The 16,501-nt window shown below is 33.0% G+C and carries 15 protein-coding genes and 1 riboswitch; all 15 genes read left to right on the top strand.

Annotated features, from left to right (window positions below):
* Position 1: 1 nt before the first annotated feature.
* A complete protein-coding gene (gene mnmG / locus ABV008_RS04215) occupies positions 2 to 1,894 on the top strand; it encodes a tRNA uridine-5-carboxymethylaminomethyl(34) synthesis enzyme MnmG (RefSeq protein ID WP_352418572.1) in 1,893 nt (630 codons plus the stop codon).
* Between the two features lie 54 nt (positions 1,895 to 1,948).
* Positions 1,949 to 2,665: a 16S rRNA (guanine(527)-N(7))-methyltransferase RsmG gene (gene rsmG, locus ABV008_RS04210; RefSeq protein WP_352418571.1), complete on the top strand. Its 717-nt coding sequence runs from the start codon at positions 1,949 to 1,951 to the stop codon at positions 2,663 to 2,665.
* 129 nt (positions 2,666 to 2,794) lie between these two features.
* Positions 2,795 to 3,598 carry a nucleoid occlusion protein gene (gene noc / locus ABV008_RS04205; protein WP_352418570.1) on the top strand — a complete coding sequence of 268 codons (804 nt, stop codon included), beginning with the start codon at positions 2,795 to 2,797 and terminating at the stop codon, positions 3,596 to 3,598.
* 220 nt (positions 3,599 to 3,818) lie between these two features.
* Positions 3,819 to 4,586, top strand: coding sequence for a ParA family protein (locus ABV008_RS04200; RefSeq protein WP_352418569.1), 768 nt, complete (start codon positions 3,819 to 3,821; stop codon positions 4,584 to 4,586).
* A gap of 6 nt (positions 4,587 to 4,592) precedes the next feature.
* Positions 4,593 to 5,474 (top strand): ParB/RepB/Spo0J family partition protein, encoded by an 882-nt coding sequence (locus ABV008_RS04195; protein ID WP_352418568.1) that lies wholly within the window; start codon positions 4,593 to 4,595, stop codon positions 5,472 to 5,474.
* A gap of 218 nt (positions 5,475 to 5,692) precedes the next feature.
* Positions 5,693 to 6,589: a PhzF family phenazine biosynthesis protein gene (locus tag ABV008_RS04190; RefSeq protein ID WP_352418567.1), complete on the top strand. Its 897-nt coding sequence runs from the start codon at positions 5,693 to 5,695 to the stop codon at positions 6,587 to 6,589.
* Between the two features lie 482 nt (positions 6,590 to 7,071).
* Positions 7,072 to 7,560: an NADH-quinone oxidoreductase subunit NuoE family protein gene (locus tag ABV008_RS04185; RefSeq protein WP_352418566.1), complete on the top strand. Its 489-nt coding sequence runs from the start codon at positions 7,072 to 7,074 to the stop codon at positions 7,558 to 7,560.
* Between the two features lie 63 nt (positions 7,561 to 7,623).
* Positions 7,624 to 7,995, top strand: a complete 372-nt coding sequence (locus tag ABV008_RS04180) for a (2Fe-2S) ferredoxin domain-containing protein (RefSeq protein ID WP_352418565.1) — start codon at positions 7,624 to 7,626, stop codon at positions 7,993 to 7,995.
* A gap of 230 nt (positions 7,996 to 8,225) precedes the next feature.
* Entirely contained in the window at positions 8,226 to 10,016 is a 1,791-nt protein-coding gene (gene nuoF / locus ABV008_RS04175; protein ID WP_352418564.1) for an NADH-quinone oxidoreductase subunit NuoF, read from the top strand.
* Between the two features lie 18 nt (positions 10,017 to 10,034).
* Positions 10,035 to 10,982 carry an NADH-quinone oxidoreductase subunit G gene (locus ABV008_RS04170; RefSeq protein ID WP_352418563.1) on the top strand — a complete coding sequence of 316 codons (948 nt, stop codon included), beginning with the start codon at positions 10,035 to 10,037 and terminating at the stop codon, positions 10,980 to 10,982.
* Between the two features lie 3 nt (positions 10,983 to 10,985).
* Entirely contained in the window at positions 10,986 to 13,664 is a 2,679-nt protein-coding gene (gene fdhF / locus ABV008_RS04165; protein WP_352418562.1) for a formate dehydrogenase subunit alpha, read from the top strand.
* Between the two features lie 5 nt (positions 13,665 to 13,669).
* Positions 13,670 to 14,170 (top strand): ferritin-like domain-containing protein, encoded by a 501-nt coding sequence (locus ABV008_RS04160; protein WP_352418561.1) that lies wholly within the window; start codon positions 13,670 to 13,672, stop codon positions 14,168 to 14,170.
* Position 14,171: 1 nt separating this feature from the next.
* Positions 14,172 to 14,660 (top strand): MogA/MoaB family molybdenum cofactor biosynthesis protein, encoded by a 489-nt coding sequence (locus ABV008_RS04155; RefSeq protein ID WP_352418560.1) that lies wholly within the window; start codon positions 14,172 to 14,174, stop codon positions 14,658 to 14,660.
* Positions 14,661 to 14,669: 9 nt separating this feature from the next.
* Complete coding sequence (mobA, locus tag ABV008_RS04150) at positions 14,670 to 15,272, top strand: molybdenum cofactor guanylyltransferase (RefSeq protein ID WP_352418559.1); 603 nt, start codon at positions 14,670 to 14,672, stop codon at positions 15,270 to 15,272.
* 13 nt (positions 15,273 to 15,285) lie between these two features.
* Positions 15,286 to 16,068: a formate dehydrogenase accessory sulfurtransferase FdhD gene (fdhD, locus tag ABV008_RS04145; protein WP_352418558.1), complete on the top strand. Its 783-nt coding sequence runs from the start codon at positions 15,286 to 15,288 to the stop codon at positions 16,066 to 16,068.
* Positions 16,037 to 16,155: riboswitch (molybdenum cofactor riboswitch) on the top strand. It overlaps the preceding gene by 32 nt.
* Positions 16,156 to 16,501: the final 346 nt, after the last annotated feature.

Here is a 16,501-nt window from a genome sequence, read left to right as displayed (position 1 = left end):
TATGAAAAGTGATTATAAATATTTTGCTGGAAAATATGATGTAATAGTTATAGGTGCAGGTCATGCTGGGTGTGAAGCAGCTCTTGCTACTGCTAGGCTGGGAAAAAAAACATTATTACTGACATTAAGCCTTGATGCTATTGCATTACTTGCTTGTAATCCTAATATTGGAGGAACAGGAAAGGGACATTTAGTAAGAGAAGTAGATGCTCTAGGTGGAGAAATGGGAAAGGTTATTGACAAATCTGTGATACAACTTAAGATGTTGAACGCATCTAAAGGACCAGCGGTACATTCATTAAGAGGGCAAACTGATAAAAAGCAATACCAATCTATAATGAAAAATACATTAGAAAAGCAAGAAAATCTTGATCTGAGGCAGGGAGAAGTATTCGATATTTTTATTGAAAACAATAAGGTAAAAGGAATACTGACAAATACAGGTGCAATATATGATGCAGATATAATTATTGTTTGTACAGGAACATATTTAAGAGGAAGAATATTTATAGGAGAAGTGAACTTTGAAAGTGGTCCTTATGGACTATATCCTGCAAATAAGCTATCTCCTTGTTTAAAAAATCTAGGACTTAAGATAAGAAGATTTAAAACAGGTACTCCTGCTAGGGTACATAGAGATTCTATTGATTTTAGCAAGATGGAAATACAGCCTGGAGACGAAGAATTAATTCCTTTTTCATTTATGAATGATAAATTAGAAATAGAGCAAGTACCATGTTATTTAACCTATACTACTGAAGAAACTCATAAAATAATTAGAGATAATATAGATAGATCTCCTATGTATGCTGGGGTAATGGAAAGCGTAGGACCAAGATATTGTCCTTCTATAGAGGATAAGGTTATAAGATTTGCAGATAAGACTCACCATCAAGTTTTTATTGAGCCAGAAGGATTGGACACTTGTGAAATGTATGTGCAGGGAATGTCTACAACTTTACCTGAAGAAATTCAAGAAAAAATGCTTAGAACAATACCCGGGCTTGAAAATGCTAAAATTATGAGAACCGCATATGCTATAGAATATGATTGTATAGATGCTACTCAGTTAAAGAGATCTTTAGAGCATAAAGAAATCGATAATTTATTTTTTGCTGGTCAAATTAATGGAACTTCTGGTTATGAAGAAGCCGCTGCTCAAGGAATTGTAGCAGGGATTAATGCAGTACTTAAACTTAGAGAAGAAGAACCATTAATATTAGATAGATCGGAGGCTTATATTGGGGTTTTAATAGATGATATAGTCACAAAGGATATCACTGAACCATATAGAATGATGACATCAAGGGCTGAGTACAGGCTTACTTTAAGGCAAGATAATGCTGACATTAGGTTAACTAAAAAAGCTTATGATATTGGTCTGGTTTCAGAAGATAGATATAATAAAATGTTGAATAAAAAGAATCAAGTAGAGATAGAAATAAATAGACTTAAAAGTGTGGTTATAACTCCTACAAAAGAGACGAATGAATTCTTAACTGGATTAAAATCGGCACCTCTTAAAACCCCAACCTCACTTCATGATATGATAAAAAGACCTGAAATTACTTACGAATCATTAAAGGAAATAGACTTAGAAAGACCTAATTTAAATAGAGAAATTAGGCTACAGGTGGAAACAGAAATTAAATATAAAGGTTATATAGATAAACAGATGAGACAGATAGAGCAATTTAAAAAGCTTGAGGGTAAAAAGCTTTCCGAGGACATTGACTATAGTCAGATAAAAGGGTTAAGACTTGAGGCAAGGCAGAAGCTTAATTCAATGAAGCCTGAATCTGTTGGGCAAGCTTCTAGGATTGCTGGAGTTAATCCCGCAGATATTAATGTGCTACTAATATATCTAGAGCAACAAAGAAGATTAAATAAGTGAGTCGGGTTAACCTTATGACTCACTGCTTTTGAATAAATGTTTGAGGTGAAAACAATGAGCAATATAGATACTTTAATATGTGGTATTTCTGAGCTTAATTTAGATTTAGATAATGATAAATTGGATAAATTTAAAATATATAAGAGCCTTTTAAAAGAATGGAACGAAAAAATCAACATAACAGCTATTACTGATGATAATGAAATTGATATTAAACATTTTTTAGATAGCTTAACTATTTTTAAGACAGGCAAGATTTCAGGTAGCAAACGGATCATAGACATTGGTACAGGTGGAGGCTTTCCTGGAGTTCCTATTAAAATAGTTGAAGAAGGCGTCGAAGTAGTGCTGTTGGATAGCTTAAAAAAGAGGTTAAAGTTTTTAGATGAAGTAGTAAAAGAGCTTAATCTTAATAATATACAGACTCTACATGAAAGAGCAGAAGATCTTGGGAATAATCAAGACTATAGAGAAAAATTTGATGTGGCAGTATCGAGAGCAGTAGCATCTTTAAACATTCTTTCTGAATATTGCTTACCTTTTGTAAAGATAAATGGATACTTTATAGCTATGAAAGGGTCAGAATCTGAAGAAGAGATAAAAGAGGCTGAAAAGGCTATTAAAGTATTAGGTGGTAAGATAGAAGATAAAATAAACATAAGAATTCCTAAAAGTAATATTATACATAGTCTATTAGTAATAAGAAAAATAAGTCATACTCCGACAAAATACCCTAGACAAGCAGGGAAGATCAAGAAAAATCCGTTATAATATATAAAAAATTAGGTTATATTGTAGAACGAAAATCTAAGAAATTCAATATTTCAAGAAGGAAAGAATACATTTATATAGAAATACAATATATAATGTTGAGTTACCTTACATGAGAGGGATGATACTATGAATAATTTAAGTAATGAGATTAACTACATTCCGATAAAATCTATAAAACCTAACCCTTATCAGCCAAGGAAGAACTTTAGTAAAAGGGCATTGGAAGAATTAAGTCAATCTATTAAAACATATGGGGTGATTCAGCCTGTTAGTGTTAGGAAGATTGGAGAAGAAAGCTATGAGTTGGTAGCAGGTGAAAGAAGGCTTAGAGCTGCTGAAATAGCCGAGCTAGAAACCATACCTGCCATTGTTGTCAGGTTTGTGGACAAGGATTCTGCTGTAATCGCCCTTATAGAGAATTTACAGCGAGAAGATTTAAATTTTATAGAAGAAGCTGAAGGATATTATAGTTTAATTAATGATCATGGACTTACTCAACAAGAATTGGCTGAAAAAGTAGGGAAAAATCAGTCTACAATAGCAAACAAACTTAGAATTCTTAGGCTGTCAGATGAAGTTAAGAAGTTAATAATCGAAAATGCTTTAACTGAGAGACATGCAAGAGCACTTTTGAAACTACCTGACGAGGAAATGCAAATTCAAGTTTTGGACAAAGTTATAAAAAAAGATTTAACTGTTAAAAAGACTGAGAGTTTGATAAAAAGCATCCTTGAAGATTTAACTAAAGAAGAGGAGACAATACATAAACAAAATATTAAAGGAATGATTAATTTTAAAATTTATTTAAATACTTTACGCAATGCTTTTGCTGCAATTAAAGAAAGTGGAGTAGATGCAAGGTATGAGCAGAAGGACATGGGCGATTTTATAGAAGTAACAGTAAAGATACCAAAAGCGAAAAACGCTTAGTCGTTATTTTTTTAGCTTAGTATATCAAATGATATACTAAGCTTTTTTTATCCTTAACTTAAAATAGGAGCTTTTTCTTTTTTTGTCTATTTAACTTATTATACTTTTAATATATGAGAAGGATTATTTTTTTTATTGACGAAATATAATCTAGGGAGAATATTTGAACTTTTTTATTATAATATACTTAATAAGATTTTTAGAAAGTGAGGTGTAATATATGGGAACGATAATTTCTGTTTTTAATCAGAAAGGGGGAGTAGGGAAGACAACAACAAATGTAAACCTCAGTGCTTGTTTAGCGAGTTTAGGGAAAAAAATTCTAGTTATAGATATTGATCCTCAAGGTAATACAACCAGTGGTTTTGGTGTAAATAAGACTAATATTAGTTTTTCTATTTATGATGCCTTAATTAATGGAGTGAATATAAAGGAAATAATTCAAGGTACAAACGTAGAAAATTTGGATATAGTTCCTTCAAATACAGAGTTAGCTGGAGCTGAAATAGAACTTACAGATGTAAAAAATAGAGAACTTACTTTAAAAAATTCACTAGAGCCAGTTAAAGATGATTATGATTTTATTTTTGTTGATTGCCCACCTTCATTAGGCCTTTTGACAATTAATGCTTTAGTTTCTTCTGATAGCGTTATAATACCTATTCAATGTGAATATTATGCTCTTGAAGGCGTTAGTCAACTCATGAATACTATTAAGCTGGTAAAGTCCAGCTTAAACCCTAACCTTGAAATACAAGGAGTCGTACTTAGTATGTTTGATGGAAGGACGAATTTGTCAATTCAAGTAGTAGATGAGGTGAAAAAATTTTTCAGAGGTAAGGTTTATACCACAATAATTCCTAGAAATGTTAGATTAGCTGAAGCTCCAAGTTATGGACTTCCAATAATTGATTATGATGCAAAATCTAAGGGTGCTGAAGCATACATGGAATTGGCAAATGAATTTTTAGAATATATTGAGGAGTGATTATTTGTGTCTGTGAAAAAGAGAGGGTTAGGTAAGGGGTTATCTGCTTTGATTCCAGATGAACCTTTAATTGATATTGCTGAAACAGAATCTAATGATGAAAGAATTCATTTTATCGATATTTCTCTTATTGAACCAAATAGAGAGCAACCAAGAAAAGATTTTGATGAAGATACTCTTGGTGAACTTGTTAAATCGGTTCAAAGGCACGGCGTAATTCAACCTATCATTGTAAGAAGGAGAAAAGATGGTTATGAAATCGTTGCAGGTGAAAGAAGATGGAGGGCAGCTAGAAAGGCAGGACTAAATGAGATCCCGGCTTTAATAAAAGAATTGAATCTAGCTGAAGTTACTCAAATTGCCTTAATAGAAAACATACAAAGAGAAAACTTAAATGCAATTGAAGAAGCTATGGCTTATAAGAATTTATCTGAAAGATACAAACTAACTCAGGAAGAAATATCTCAAGCTGTTGGTAAGAGTAGGTCATATATATCTAATATAATGAGACTTTTAAATCTCGAAGATGAGATTATAGAACTAATAGTCGAAGGAAGCATTTCTAGTGGACATGGACGAACCTTATTGTCTGTTGAAGACAGGGATGCCAGATTACATCTAAGCCAGGCAATAATCAAAAATAATTTAAGCGTGAGAGAAACAGAAAAACTTGTGAAAAAATTTTTAGATGAAAATGGAAAAAAAACCTCTGACAATAAAAGTAAGCAGAAAGCAAAGGACCCAATTATATTAGAAATTGAAGAATCATTAAGAAAAGTTTTTGGCACAAAAGTGTTGATTTCTAAAGGAAGAAAAAAGGGAAAAATTGAAATTGAATATTATAACGAAGATGATCTAGAAAGAATTTTGGAACTACTTTCAAAATAAAATGTTTCACGTGAAACATTTTCTGTTTTTATTTTTTATAAATCATGTTTCACGTGAAACATAATAAACCAACTTATCAAATACACGTAAAAATGAAGTCAACTATGTTGTCTTGATAATAAAAACAAACCGTAAATTAATTCCATATTTAAAGCTAAGTAAATTTGATATAATTACATATCAGTATAAGGTTTTAACTTCGTTATAGGAGGTAAAAAATGGAGGCTATTATTTATCAAGTAGATGCTTTTACAGATAAGCCTTTCGGGGGGAATCCTGCTGGGGTAGTTCCAGATGCTAAAGGCCTATCTGAAAAAGATATGCAAAAAATCGCAAATGAGATGAATCTTCCAGAAACAGCATTTGTAAATAAAATTAACAAAAACTGCTTTGAAGTTAGATTCTTTACTCCTAAAAGCGAGGTTGATTTGTGTGGGCATGCTACTATAGCTACCTTTTATGCATTAGGGAAAAAAGGATACATTAGACCTGATGGTAAAACAAAAGTTGAAGTAACACAGAAAACTAAAATAGGTTTACTTCCTGTAGAATTGTATTTTGATAATGACGATGTTGTTGAAGTACTAATGCATCAAGATAGTCCTAAATCATTTGGTGAAATTGATAATTTAGATGAAATATCAAAAATACTTGGAATTAATAAAAAAGAACTAGGCTTAAAAGGCCATGATTTAAAGCCAGAAATCATAAGTACAGGATTAAAAGATATTATTATTCCTGTAAAGGATGAAAAAATATTGAAATCGGCTAATATTGATTTCTGGAAAATGGATGGCTTTTGTGCTAGTAAAAATGCTGTGGGAATGCATGTATTTGCTTTAGATGATTTCAATGAAGGCATAACACATTGTAGAAACTTTGCACCATCGGTAGGTATATATGAAGAAGCTGCAACTGGAACAGCCAATGGTGCACTTATTTACTACTTAAAAAAGAGCAATGTATTAAAGTTAGATACAATGATAGCAAATCAAGGAGAATATATGAATAGACCAAGTAAAATACTATGTAAAATTGAAAGCAATGAGAAAAGAAACATAGTTAAGGTAGGAGGCAAGGCTATAATTATAATAGAAGGTATAATTAAATTATAATTGTAAACCTTATGACTCAACATTTAGAGAGAATAAATATCTCTCTAAATATACCTTGTTTTATTGATATTTCTTAACTTGTTTTTAAGTAATTGAAAAAGCTAAACAAGAAGCTAGGAAGATTGACAGTAATTAGAAACTAATGTATAATATCTTTGTGTTCTTAAAGCTAATTGAAGGACTAACAAGTTTATATTTTCTCTTTATATATAATAAATAGAAACTAAAAACTGAGTAGTCTTTAAATCATATACCAAAGAATATTCATATAATATACATTAATGTTATCATACTTATCATTTACGCAGTTCTTGATATAAAGTAAAGCCAAAATCTTATCTAAACTAATCAAAAATTATTTGACTTTAACCATTTTTATAGACAACTAATATAAACTAATGAAAATTTAATCACACTTACTCACTATTTAATTATCTATAAGTGAGATTTAATTTTATAAAAAATAAAGGGGGCTCTGTTCAATGGATTTTAAGTTTGACTGGAAGCAAAACGAGGAAAAGATTAATGAATTAAAAAAAGTCATTGAAAAACACAAAGATACCAAAGGTGCTGTAATGCCTGTACTTCATGAAGCACAAAAGCTATTTGGATATTTACCTATTGAAGTACAGACGATAATATCAGAAGGCCTAAATGTACCTTTGGCAGAAATTTATGGTGTAGTAACATTTTACTCACAATTCACATTAATACCAAAAGGTCAGTATCAGGTGGGAGTTTGTTTAGGAACAGCTTGTTATGTAAAAGGCTCACAGGCAATACTTGACAAGATAAAAGAAAAGTTGAATATTCAAGTAGGAGGGACAACACCAGACAGGAAATTTTCATTACAGGCAACAAGATGCATAGGTGCATGTGGATTAGCTCCAGTAATGACAGTAAATGAGGATGTATACGGAAGATTAAAAGTAGAAGATGTTGAGGGTATTATTGATAAATATATGAAATAACAAAAGACAAAATAGCAAAAGTCGAATAGAAATTTTAAACTATTAGTTTTCGGGGGTGTATTAATGAAATCATTAGAAGAGTTGAAAAAGATTAGAGATGAGGCATTAGAAAAGATAGACCTAAGGACGCAAAATTCTAATACTAGAATTGTAGTTGGTATGGCTACATGCGGTATTTCTGCAGGTGCAAGACCTGTACTAATGACGCTAGTTGAAGAGGTTAATAAGAGAAAGTTAGACGATGTTACAGTAACACAAACTGGTTGCATAGGTGTTTGTAGACTTGAGCCTATAGTGGAAGTCTATAGAAAAGGTGAGGAAAAAGTAACTTATGTTAATATGGATCCTGAGAAAGCAAAAAAAGTAGTATTGGAACATATAGTAAACGGTAGAATAGTAACCGAGTATACTATTGGAGCTCAAGAAAATATTTAGTAGTAGTTTTGCTAAAGTTTGCTTATGATAAGACTATTTCTAATTCTAGGAGAACGTTACAGGAAATATCAATTTAGATTGTTATCTCAAATTAAACAAACACTAGTAATTCAAAAGGTGAAACAGGTTGAAGCTTTAACTTGTTAAATTATTAACATCTCTTGTTTAACTAATTAATATGTTGTAAAGTTTAAATTATTTAGAAACAAACAAAGCAAGGGGGAAAAATAATGGAAATGTTTAGGTCACATGTCTTAATATGTGGAGGTACAGGATGTACTTCTTCAAAATCAGATCAAATTGAAATCAAGTTTAATGAAATATTAAAAGAAAAAGGACTAGATAACGAGGTAAAGGTCGTAAGAACAGGATGCTTTGGTCTTTGTGAAGCAGGCCCTATTGTAATAGTATATCCAGAAGGTGCGTTTTATAGTCATATTAAAATCGAAGATGTAAATGAAATAGTAGAAGAGCATCTATATAAAGGTAGAATAGTAAAGAGATTACTGTATAAAGGCGCAATAGATGAAGATACAATTAAATCTCTTAATCAAGTAGAGTTTTATAGCAAACAGAAGAGAATAGTACTAAGCCACTGCGGAGTTATCAATCCAGAAGATATTACAGAGTATATTGCTTACAATGGTTATGAGGCTTTAGGAAAAGTTGTTACAGAAATGACTCCTCAACAAGTTATAGATATTGTTAAAGCTTCTGGTCTACGTGGTAGGGGGGGGGCTGGATTCCCAACAGGGCTAAAGTGGCAATTTACATCTGATGCTAAAGGTGATAAAAAATATGTTTTATGTAATGCTGACGAGGGAGACCCAGGGGCATTTATGGACAGAAGTGTTCTAGAAGGAGACCCTCACTCACTTGTAGAGGCTATGACTATTGCAGGCTATGCTGTTGGCTCAGATCAAGGATATGTTTATATAAGAGCTGAGTATCCTATAGCAGTAAGAAGATTACAAATTGCAATAGATCAGGCAAGAGAAAAAGGTTTACTTGGGAAAAATATTTTTGGTACTGATTTTAGCTTCGATATGGAGATAAGACTTGGAGCTGGAGCATTTGTTTGTGGTGAAGAGACAGCTCTTATAGCTTCTATTGAAGGTGAAAGAGGTATGCCTAGAAATAAGCCACCATTTCCTGCTAATAAAGGACTCTGGCAAAAACCTACATTAATAAATAATGTTGAGACCTATGCAAACGTTCCAAAAATATTATTGTATGGGGCAGATTGGTTTAGACAAGTTGGAACCGAAAGATCACCTGGAACAAAGGTGTTCGCATTGGGTGGTAAAATAAATAATACTGGTTTAGTTGAGATACCTATGGGTACAACTTTACGTGAAGTTATTTATGATATAGGTGGCGGTATTCCAAATGGAAAGAAATTTAAAGCAGTTCAAACTGGCGGTCCTTCTGGCGGATGCCTTACATCTGATCACTTGGATACTCCAATAGAGTATGAGACTCTTGTTGCTCTTGGTTCCATGATGGGCTCAGGTGGAATGATCGTAATGGATGAAGACACTTGTATGGTTGATATAGCAAGATTCTTCTTAGATTTCACTGTAGATGAGTCATGTGGTAAATGTACTCCATGTAGAGAAGGTACTAAGAGAATGCTAGAAATACTAGAAAAAATAACTAGAGGAGAAGGAGAACCAGGAGATATAGAAAAACTTGAAAGTTTAGCTGAAACTATAAAAGCAGCATCACTTTGTGGATTAGGCCAGACAGCTCCAAACCCTGTATTATCTACACTAAAATACTTCAGACATGAATATGAAGCTCATGTTTATGACAAAAAATGTCCAGCAGGAGCATGCCAAGCATTATTACAATACTTCATTACTGATAAATGTATTGGCTGTACTAAATGTGCTAGAAATTGTCCAGCATCATGCATTTCTGGAAAAGTAAAAGAGCGCCATGTAATAGATTCAGATAAATGTATTAAGTGCGGTGCATGCCAAGCTGCATGTCCAGTAAATGCAATAATCAAAAAATAAAGAATAGGAGGATAGGAAATGAGCCTTATTACGTTGACTATAGATGACCAAAAAGTCACAGTCCCTGAAAACCTTACTGTTCTACAAGCAGCTGAAAAGCTTGGTATTGAAATTCCAGCACTTTGCTATGATAAGGATTTAGAAATAGTCTCATCATGTAGACTATGCATAGTAGAGATTAAGGGAAGCCCTAAGCTTCAAACATCATGTTCTACGCTTGTGTCAGAAGGAATGGTAGTATATACGGAAAGCGAAAAAGTAATAAAAATGAGAAAGACTATTCTCCAGCTATTACTTGACAACCATCCAAATGATTGTTTAACTTGTGAAAAATCTGGAGAATGTTTACTTCAAAGATATGCATATAGATATGATGTTAAGTTCAGAGAGCATAATGGAGATAGAAGAAAGGTGTTTTCTGATACATCTAGTCCCTATATTTTAAGAGATAGTAGTAAATGCATACTTTGTAGCAAATGTGTAAGAACTTGTTCTCAAGTGTCTGATAGACAAGTGCTGTCATTTGCAGAAAGAGGTTTCGAAACTAGAATAGTAGCAGATGCAGATTTTAGTTTAGAAGAATCCAAATGTGTTTCTTGTAATAGATGTGTGTCTGTATGTCCTACTGGTGCTTTAATTGATAGAAGAGCTACTTCTAAAGGGAGAACATGGGAGTTTGAAATAGAGGACGTAAAATGTAAAAGCTGTCAATATGGTTGCGACTTCGAGGTCATAAAAAAGAATGGAAAGAAAGTTGCTATCAGAGCTAAGAAACCGGGAACTGGAAGACCTTTATGCCTAAAAGGAAGGCTGACTACTGAACTAATACATGTTGACAACCCCGAACAGCCTTTTACAAAGCAAGATGGTAAGTTTATTGAGAGTAGTTGGAGTGAGGCGTTAGAGCTGACAAAGGTTATTGAAAAGATTGAGTTAGCTGAAGGGAAAAATGGTAAGGGGGAATAATATATGGTTAATATTACCATAAACAAGAAACAATATGAAGCATCTGAGGGTAAGACAATACTTGAAGTGTGTAGAGAGATTGGGATAAATATACCTACCTTATGTCATGATGATCGATTAGAACCCCATGCAGCATGTAGATTATGTGTAGTAGAAATTGAAGGTAAAAGAAACCTTATGACTGCTTGTTCTACAAAAGTAGAACAAGGTATGGTTATACAAACCCATAGCGAAAAAGTAATGCAAGCGAGAAGAAATATTCTGGACTTAATGATTTCAAATCATCCACTTGATTGCCTTACTTGTAAAAAATCAGGATCTTGTAGTCTCCAAAATTACTGCTATGAGTATGGAATTACTGAAGGGAGTTATAAAGGAGCTAAGAAAAACTATGCCATAGATGACTCTAATCATTTTTACATTAGTGATCAAAACAAATGTATACTTTGTGGTAAATGTGTGAGAGTATGTTCTGAGCTTCAAGGCACAAATGCTATTGGCCTTAGCGATAGAGGATTTATTACGAAAGTAGCTACTCCTTTTGATGAAGGACTATCGGAATCTAAATGCGTTTCTTGTGGGAACTGCGTATCTGTATGTCCTGTAGGTGCACTCGAACCTAAATCAAAAGAAATATTTAGACTATGGGAAACAAGGAAAGTAAGAACAACATGCTCATACTGTGGAGTAGGCTGTCAAATGGATTTGTTAGTGAAAGGCAATAAAGTAGTAGGAGTGGAGCCAGCAAAGGGGCCATCAAATAATGGTCTTTTATGTGTTAAGGGTAAATTTGCATATCCATTTATTAATCATCCTGACAGATTAAAAACTCCTCTTATAAAAAGAAACGGTAAGTTTGAGGAAGCTACTTGGGAAGAAGCATATGAACTTATAAGAGATAAAGTAAATGGAACAAAGAGTGAATATGGTGCAGATGTATTTGCAGGACTTACATCTGCTAGATGTACCAATGAAGAAAACTACTTGTTCCAGAAGCTATTCAGAGCAGTGATAGGTACAAATAATATAGATCACTGCGCGCGCCTCTGACACTCTTCAACAGTTGCAGGGCTTGCAACTACACTTGGAAGCGGAGCTATGACTAATAGTATTGAAGAGGTATTAAATAATGATGCAATGTTTGTAATTGGATCGAACACTACCGAAAACCATCCTATAATAGGAACATTAATTAAGCGCGCAAAGAAAAAAGGCGCAAAGCTTATTGTTGCAGATCCAAGAAGAATAGAATTAGCTGATTATGCAGATGTATTCCTTCAAATTAAACCAGGAACTAATATTGCTTTAATAAATGCTATGATGAATGTGATCATTGAAAGAGGATTACAAGATAAAGCTTATATAGAAGAAAGAACAGAAAACTATGAAGAATTAGAGAAAGCTGTTAAAGATTATACACCAGAAGCAGTTGCTGAGATATGCGGTGTCAATTCAGAAGATATAGTTAAAGCAGCACTTATCTACGCAGAAGCAGATAAAGCTGGTATATATTATGCAATGGGAATAACACAACATACTACAGGAACTCATGCTGTTATGTCTGTGTCAAATCTAGCACTACTCTGTGGAAATATTGGAAAAGAATCAGCAGGAGTAAATCCACTAAGAGGACAGAACAATGTTCAAGGTGCCTGTGATATGGGTGGACTACCAGCAGACTTAACAGGATATCAAAAAGTGTTTAAACCAGAAGTAATAGAAAAATTTGAAAAAGCATGGGATGCTAAACTCTCAACAAAAATTGGTTTGACTATTCCTGAAATTCTTGATGGGTCAGAAAAAGGTGAAGTTAAGTTTCTCTATATAATGGGTGAGAATCCAATGGTATCAGATCCAGATATAAATCATGTGAAGAAAGCTCTTAATAATCTTGATTTTTTAGTTGTACAAGATATTTTCTTAACTGAAACAGCTGAACTTGCTGATGTTGTATTGCCTGCAGCATCCTTCGCAGAAAAAGACGGAACATTTACTAACACAGAGAGAAGAGTTCAAAGAGTTAGAAAGGCAATAAACCCAGTTGGAGATTCAAAACCAGATTGGCAAATAATAATGGAGATTATGAATGAACTAGGATATACTAAGAAGTATAATAATCCTTCAGAAATAATGGACGAAATTGCATCTGTTACTCCATCATATGCAGGTATTAGCTATGACAGATTAGATGGAAATGGTATTCAATGGCCATGCCCAGACAAAAACCATCCTGGTACAAAGTATCTTCACAAAGCTTCTATAGCAAGAGGTAGAGGATTATTTATGCCACTAGAATACACAGTTAGTGCAGAAGTTGCAGATTCAGAATATCCATTTATATTTACAACAGGTAGAATACTATATCATTATCATACTAGAACTATGACAGGAAAAGTAGAAGGATTAAACGCGATATCTTCTGAATCCTACGTTGAAATAAATGAAGTAACTGCAATGAAACTTGGCATATCTGATGGAGAAAAGATAAAAATAGCTTCAAGACGTGGTGAAGTAATTACAATTGCAAAGGTCACTGATATAATAGAGGAAGGTGTACTCTTTATGCCATTCCACTTTGCGGAAGGTGCGGCAAACTATATTACTAACAGTAAACTAGATTCAATAGCAAAAATACCTGAGCTAAAAGTAGCCGCTGTGAAAATTCAAAAGTTAGGGAGCTGATATCTATGAAAAAGTACGAGCAAATAATGAGATATGCAATGCAGATGGAGCTTGATGGACATAACTTTTTTAAAGAGAAAGCTGAAAAGTTCAGTAATCCAACTACAGAAAAGTTATTTTTAGATTTAGCAGAAGTTGAAATGGAACATTATTATTTTATTAAAGAACAGCTTGATGAATACCTTGAAACAGATTCATTCAAAATAGACTCAGAAAAGTTCAATAGAGATGAAAGCAATATTTTTGAATCTAGAGAAAAATCTGAGCACATAGCTGAAACATTAAGGGAGTCTGATATACCAGATTTAACTGTGTTAAGAATGGCTTATCTAATTGAAAGGGATTATGCTGAGTTTTATAGAAAAGCAGCGGATAATGCTGATGATGAAATTGCAAAAGAAATTTTTGAAAAGCTAGCTAAGTGGGAAGATGGTCATGAAAAATTATTCAAATCAGAATATGATAGAAGAATGAAAGAATACATGAATCTTCCGTGGGGAGGATAAAATGTTTAGAGTTGGAATAATTACAGCCAGCGATAAAGGCTCAAAAGGTGAAAGAGAAGATTTAAGTGGCAAGGTTATTTCTGATATTTTAGAGAGAAAAGGATATATTGTTGAAAAGTATATAATTCTTCCAGACAATGAAGAGGATTTATCTAGAGAAATGATTCATATGTCTGATGATCTAAAGGTAGATTTAATATTAACAACTGGAGGAACTGGTTTTAGCAAAAGAGATGTGACTCCAGAGGCTACTATAAATGTTTGCGATCGAATGGCTCCTGGAATCGCAGAAGCAATTAGATACTATAGTCTAAGTATTACACCTAGAGCTATGTTATCTAGGGCTGTATCAGGAATCAGGAAAGACACATTAATTGTTAATTTACCAGGAAGCCCAAAAGCTGTAAAAGAAGCTTTAGATTATATTATTGATAGCTTACATCATGGACTTGAAATATTAACTGGTAGAACTGGTGAGTGTGCCAGATAGGTGATGCATATGGGAAACTTCGGTACTGCTGTTATATTGGCAGGTGGGAAAAGTGCTAGAATGGGCTTTGACAAGCAGTTTATAAAAATCAATGAAAGAAGGCTCATGGATAGTCTCATAAGTAAACTTAGACAGGAGTTTGATGAGATCATTATCGTGACTAATAAGCCTGAATACTATCAAGGTCTTAGCGACAAAATTATTAGTGACATAATAGTAGGAAAAGGACCTTTAAGTGGTATTCACGCAGGGCTAAATGAATCCTCAAATGAGCTTGTATACTTCATAGCATGTGATATGCCTAATATAAATATTGAATATATTAGATATATGAAGGAAAGAATTAGGAACTTAGATGCTTGTGCATGCATCACTAGGTTTGGGAATTGGATTGAGCCTTTTAATGCCTTCTATTCAAAGAAGCTAAAGAAAAAAATAGAAGAGCATTTATTAAACAATCGAAGGTCAATTAATTCTTTGTTAGATAAAGTAGAAGTACATTATATTAGAGAAGAAGATGCCAGAAAATATAGCCCTAATTGGGATATGTTCCTCAACTTAAATACGAAAGAAGATTTAAATGATTATCTAAATAATATAGTTAATAAATAATGAGGTAGGAAATATGAAGGACACAAAGAAAATTGAGATACTGAGAGTGAAGGGTAGCGATGTTTTAGAGGAAGAGGACATAGTAGTTTCAGAATATCCTTTTACAATATTTGTAAATGACGAAGAACTTATTACACTATTATGTAGCCCTAAGTCTCTCAAATATTTAACAATAGGTTTTCTTAGTTCGGATGGTTTTATTAACTCTACCTCAGACATTATTGATATTAAAATCGATAAAGAAAAAGGCATTTCATATGTAAAGATAAAAAATGAAAACTCCTTAATAGAAAAGCTATATGGGAAAAGAACTATAACATCAGGCTGCGGGAAAGGTACTCTTTTTTATAATGTGCTTGACTCATTTAAATCTAAAAAAATCAAAAATAAAATGTCTATTACATTAGATGAGATAAAAAATCTTGTAAAAAGTTTTAGTAAAAACTCAGAGCTTTTTTTAAGTACAGGAGGAGTTCATAGCTGCGCGTTATGTAATAACAATGAAATACTTATATTTGAAGAAGACATAGGGAGACATAATGCATTAGATAAAGTATTAGGAAGAGCATTGAATGATGATGTGAAATTAACTGATAAAATACTTTTAGTTAGCGGACGAATATCCTCTGAAATGCTTATAAAAACAGCTAAAAGAGAAATACCTATACTTGTATCTAGAGCAGCACCAACAAGCCTTGCTATAGAGTTGGCAAAAGAGCTTAATATAACTCTCATAGGCTTTGCCAGAGGAGAAAAAATGAATATCTACTCAAATTTTCCGAGCTTCAACTTCTAAAGCCAGTGGCCAAGAAGACTAGCCGATGGGTATAAGGAGAAATTCTTATGCCTCCCGTATTTGGAAAGGAAAGTTTTAATCTGTTGGCAACATATTTAATATATTTTTTGTCACCAGTTTAAAGCAGTCCTTTTGGACTGTTTTTTTTATGACCTAACCCGATTTCCTGAATGTTTTTATCAGGAAATCGATGGTAGGTCAAACGCAACGAGCACCAAATTTATGTGAGCGACAGCGAACAAATAAATTTGTACTGCGAGACTGCGGATTAATCCAAAAACAGAAATAGAAAGGTAATGTAAAAAGTTCTATGAAAAAATAAGAGTCAAAAAATAGTGCATCTAAAGCAAATTTCTAGTAGGTTCTCCCGCCACCCTTGACAAAAATAAGAAAATGCTAAAGAAAAATTAACAAGGGCGAAGGGAACTCAAAA

The organism is Proteiniborus sp., assembly GCF_040308045.1.
Lineage (GTDB): Bacteria > Bacillota > Clostridia > Tissierellales > Proteiniboraceae > Proteiniborus.
This window is presented reverse-complemented; position numbering and strand designations above follow the sequence as displayed.

What these genes read in the sequence shown, in the direction of transcription:
- ABV008_RS04160 (WP_352418561.1), top strand. Translation starts at nt 13,670, where the DNA reads ATGAAAAAGTACGAGCAAATAATGAGATATGCAATGCAGATGGAGCTT.
- ABV008_RS04180 (WP_352418565.1), top strand. Translation starts at nt 7,624, where the DNA reads ATGAAATCATTAGAAGAGTTGAAAAAGATTAGAGATGAGGCATTAGAA.
- noc (WP_352418570.1), top strand. Translation starts at nt 2,795, where the DNA reads ATGAATAATTTAAGTAATGAGATTAACTACATTCCGATAAAATCTATA.
- fdhD (WP_352418558.1), top strand. Translation starts at nt 15,286, where the DNA reads ATGAAGGACACAAAGAAAATTGAGATACTGAGAGTGAAGGGTAGCGAT.
- mobA (WP_352418559.1), top strand. Translation starts at nt 14,670, where the DNA reads ATGGGAAACTTCGGTACTGCTGTTATATTGGCAGGTGGGAAAAGTGCT.
- mnmG (WP_352418572.1), top strand. Translation starts at nt 2, where the DNA reads ATGAAAAGTGATTATAAATATTTTGCTGGAAAATATGATGTAATAGTT.
- ABV008_RS04190 (WP_352418567.1), top strand. Translation starts at nt 5,693, where the DNA reads ATGGAGGCTATTATTTATCAAGTAGATGCTTTTACAGATAAGCCTTTC.
- ABV008_RS04155 (WP_352418560.1), top strand. Translation starts at nt 14,172, where the DNA reads ATGTTTAGAGTTGGAATAATTACAGCCAGCGATAAAGGCTCAAAAGGT.
- ABV008_RS04185 (WP_352418566.1), top strand. Translation starts at nt 7,072, where the DNA reads ATGGATTTTAAGTTTGACTGGAAGCAAAACGAGGAAAAGATTAATGAA.
- ABV008_RS04170 (WP_352418563.1), top strand. Translation starts at nt 10,035, where the DNA reads ATGAGCCTTATTACGTTGACTATAGATGACCAAAAAGTCACAGTCCCT.
- nuoF (WP_352418564.1), top strand. Translation starts at nt 8,226, where the DNA reads ATGGAAATGTTTAGGTCACATGTCTTAATATGTGGAGGTACAGGATGT.
- ABV008_RS04200 (WP_352418569.1), top strand. Translation starts at nt 3,819, where the DNA reads ATGGGAACGATAATTTCTGTTTTTAATCAGAAAGGGGGAGTAGGGAAG.
- rsmG (WP_352418571.1), top strand. Translation starts at nt 1,949, where the DNA reads ATGAGCAATATAGATACTTTAATATGTGGTATTTCTGAGCTTAATTTA.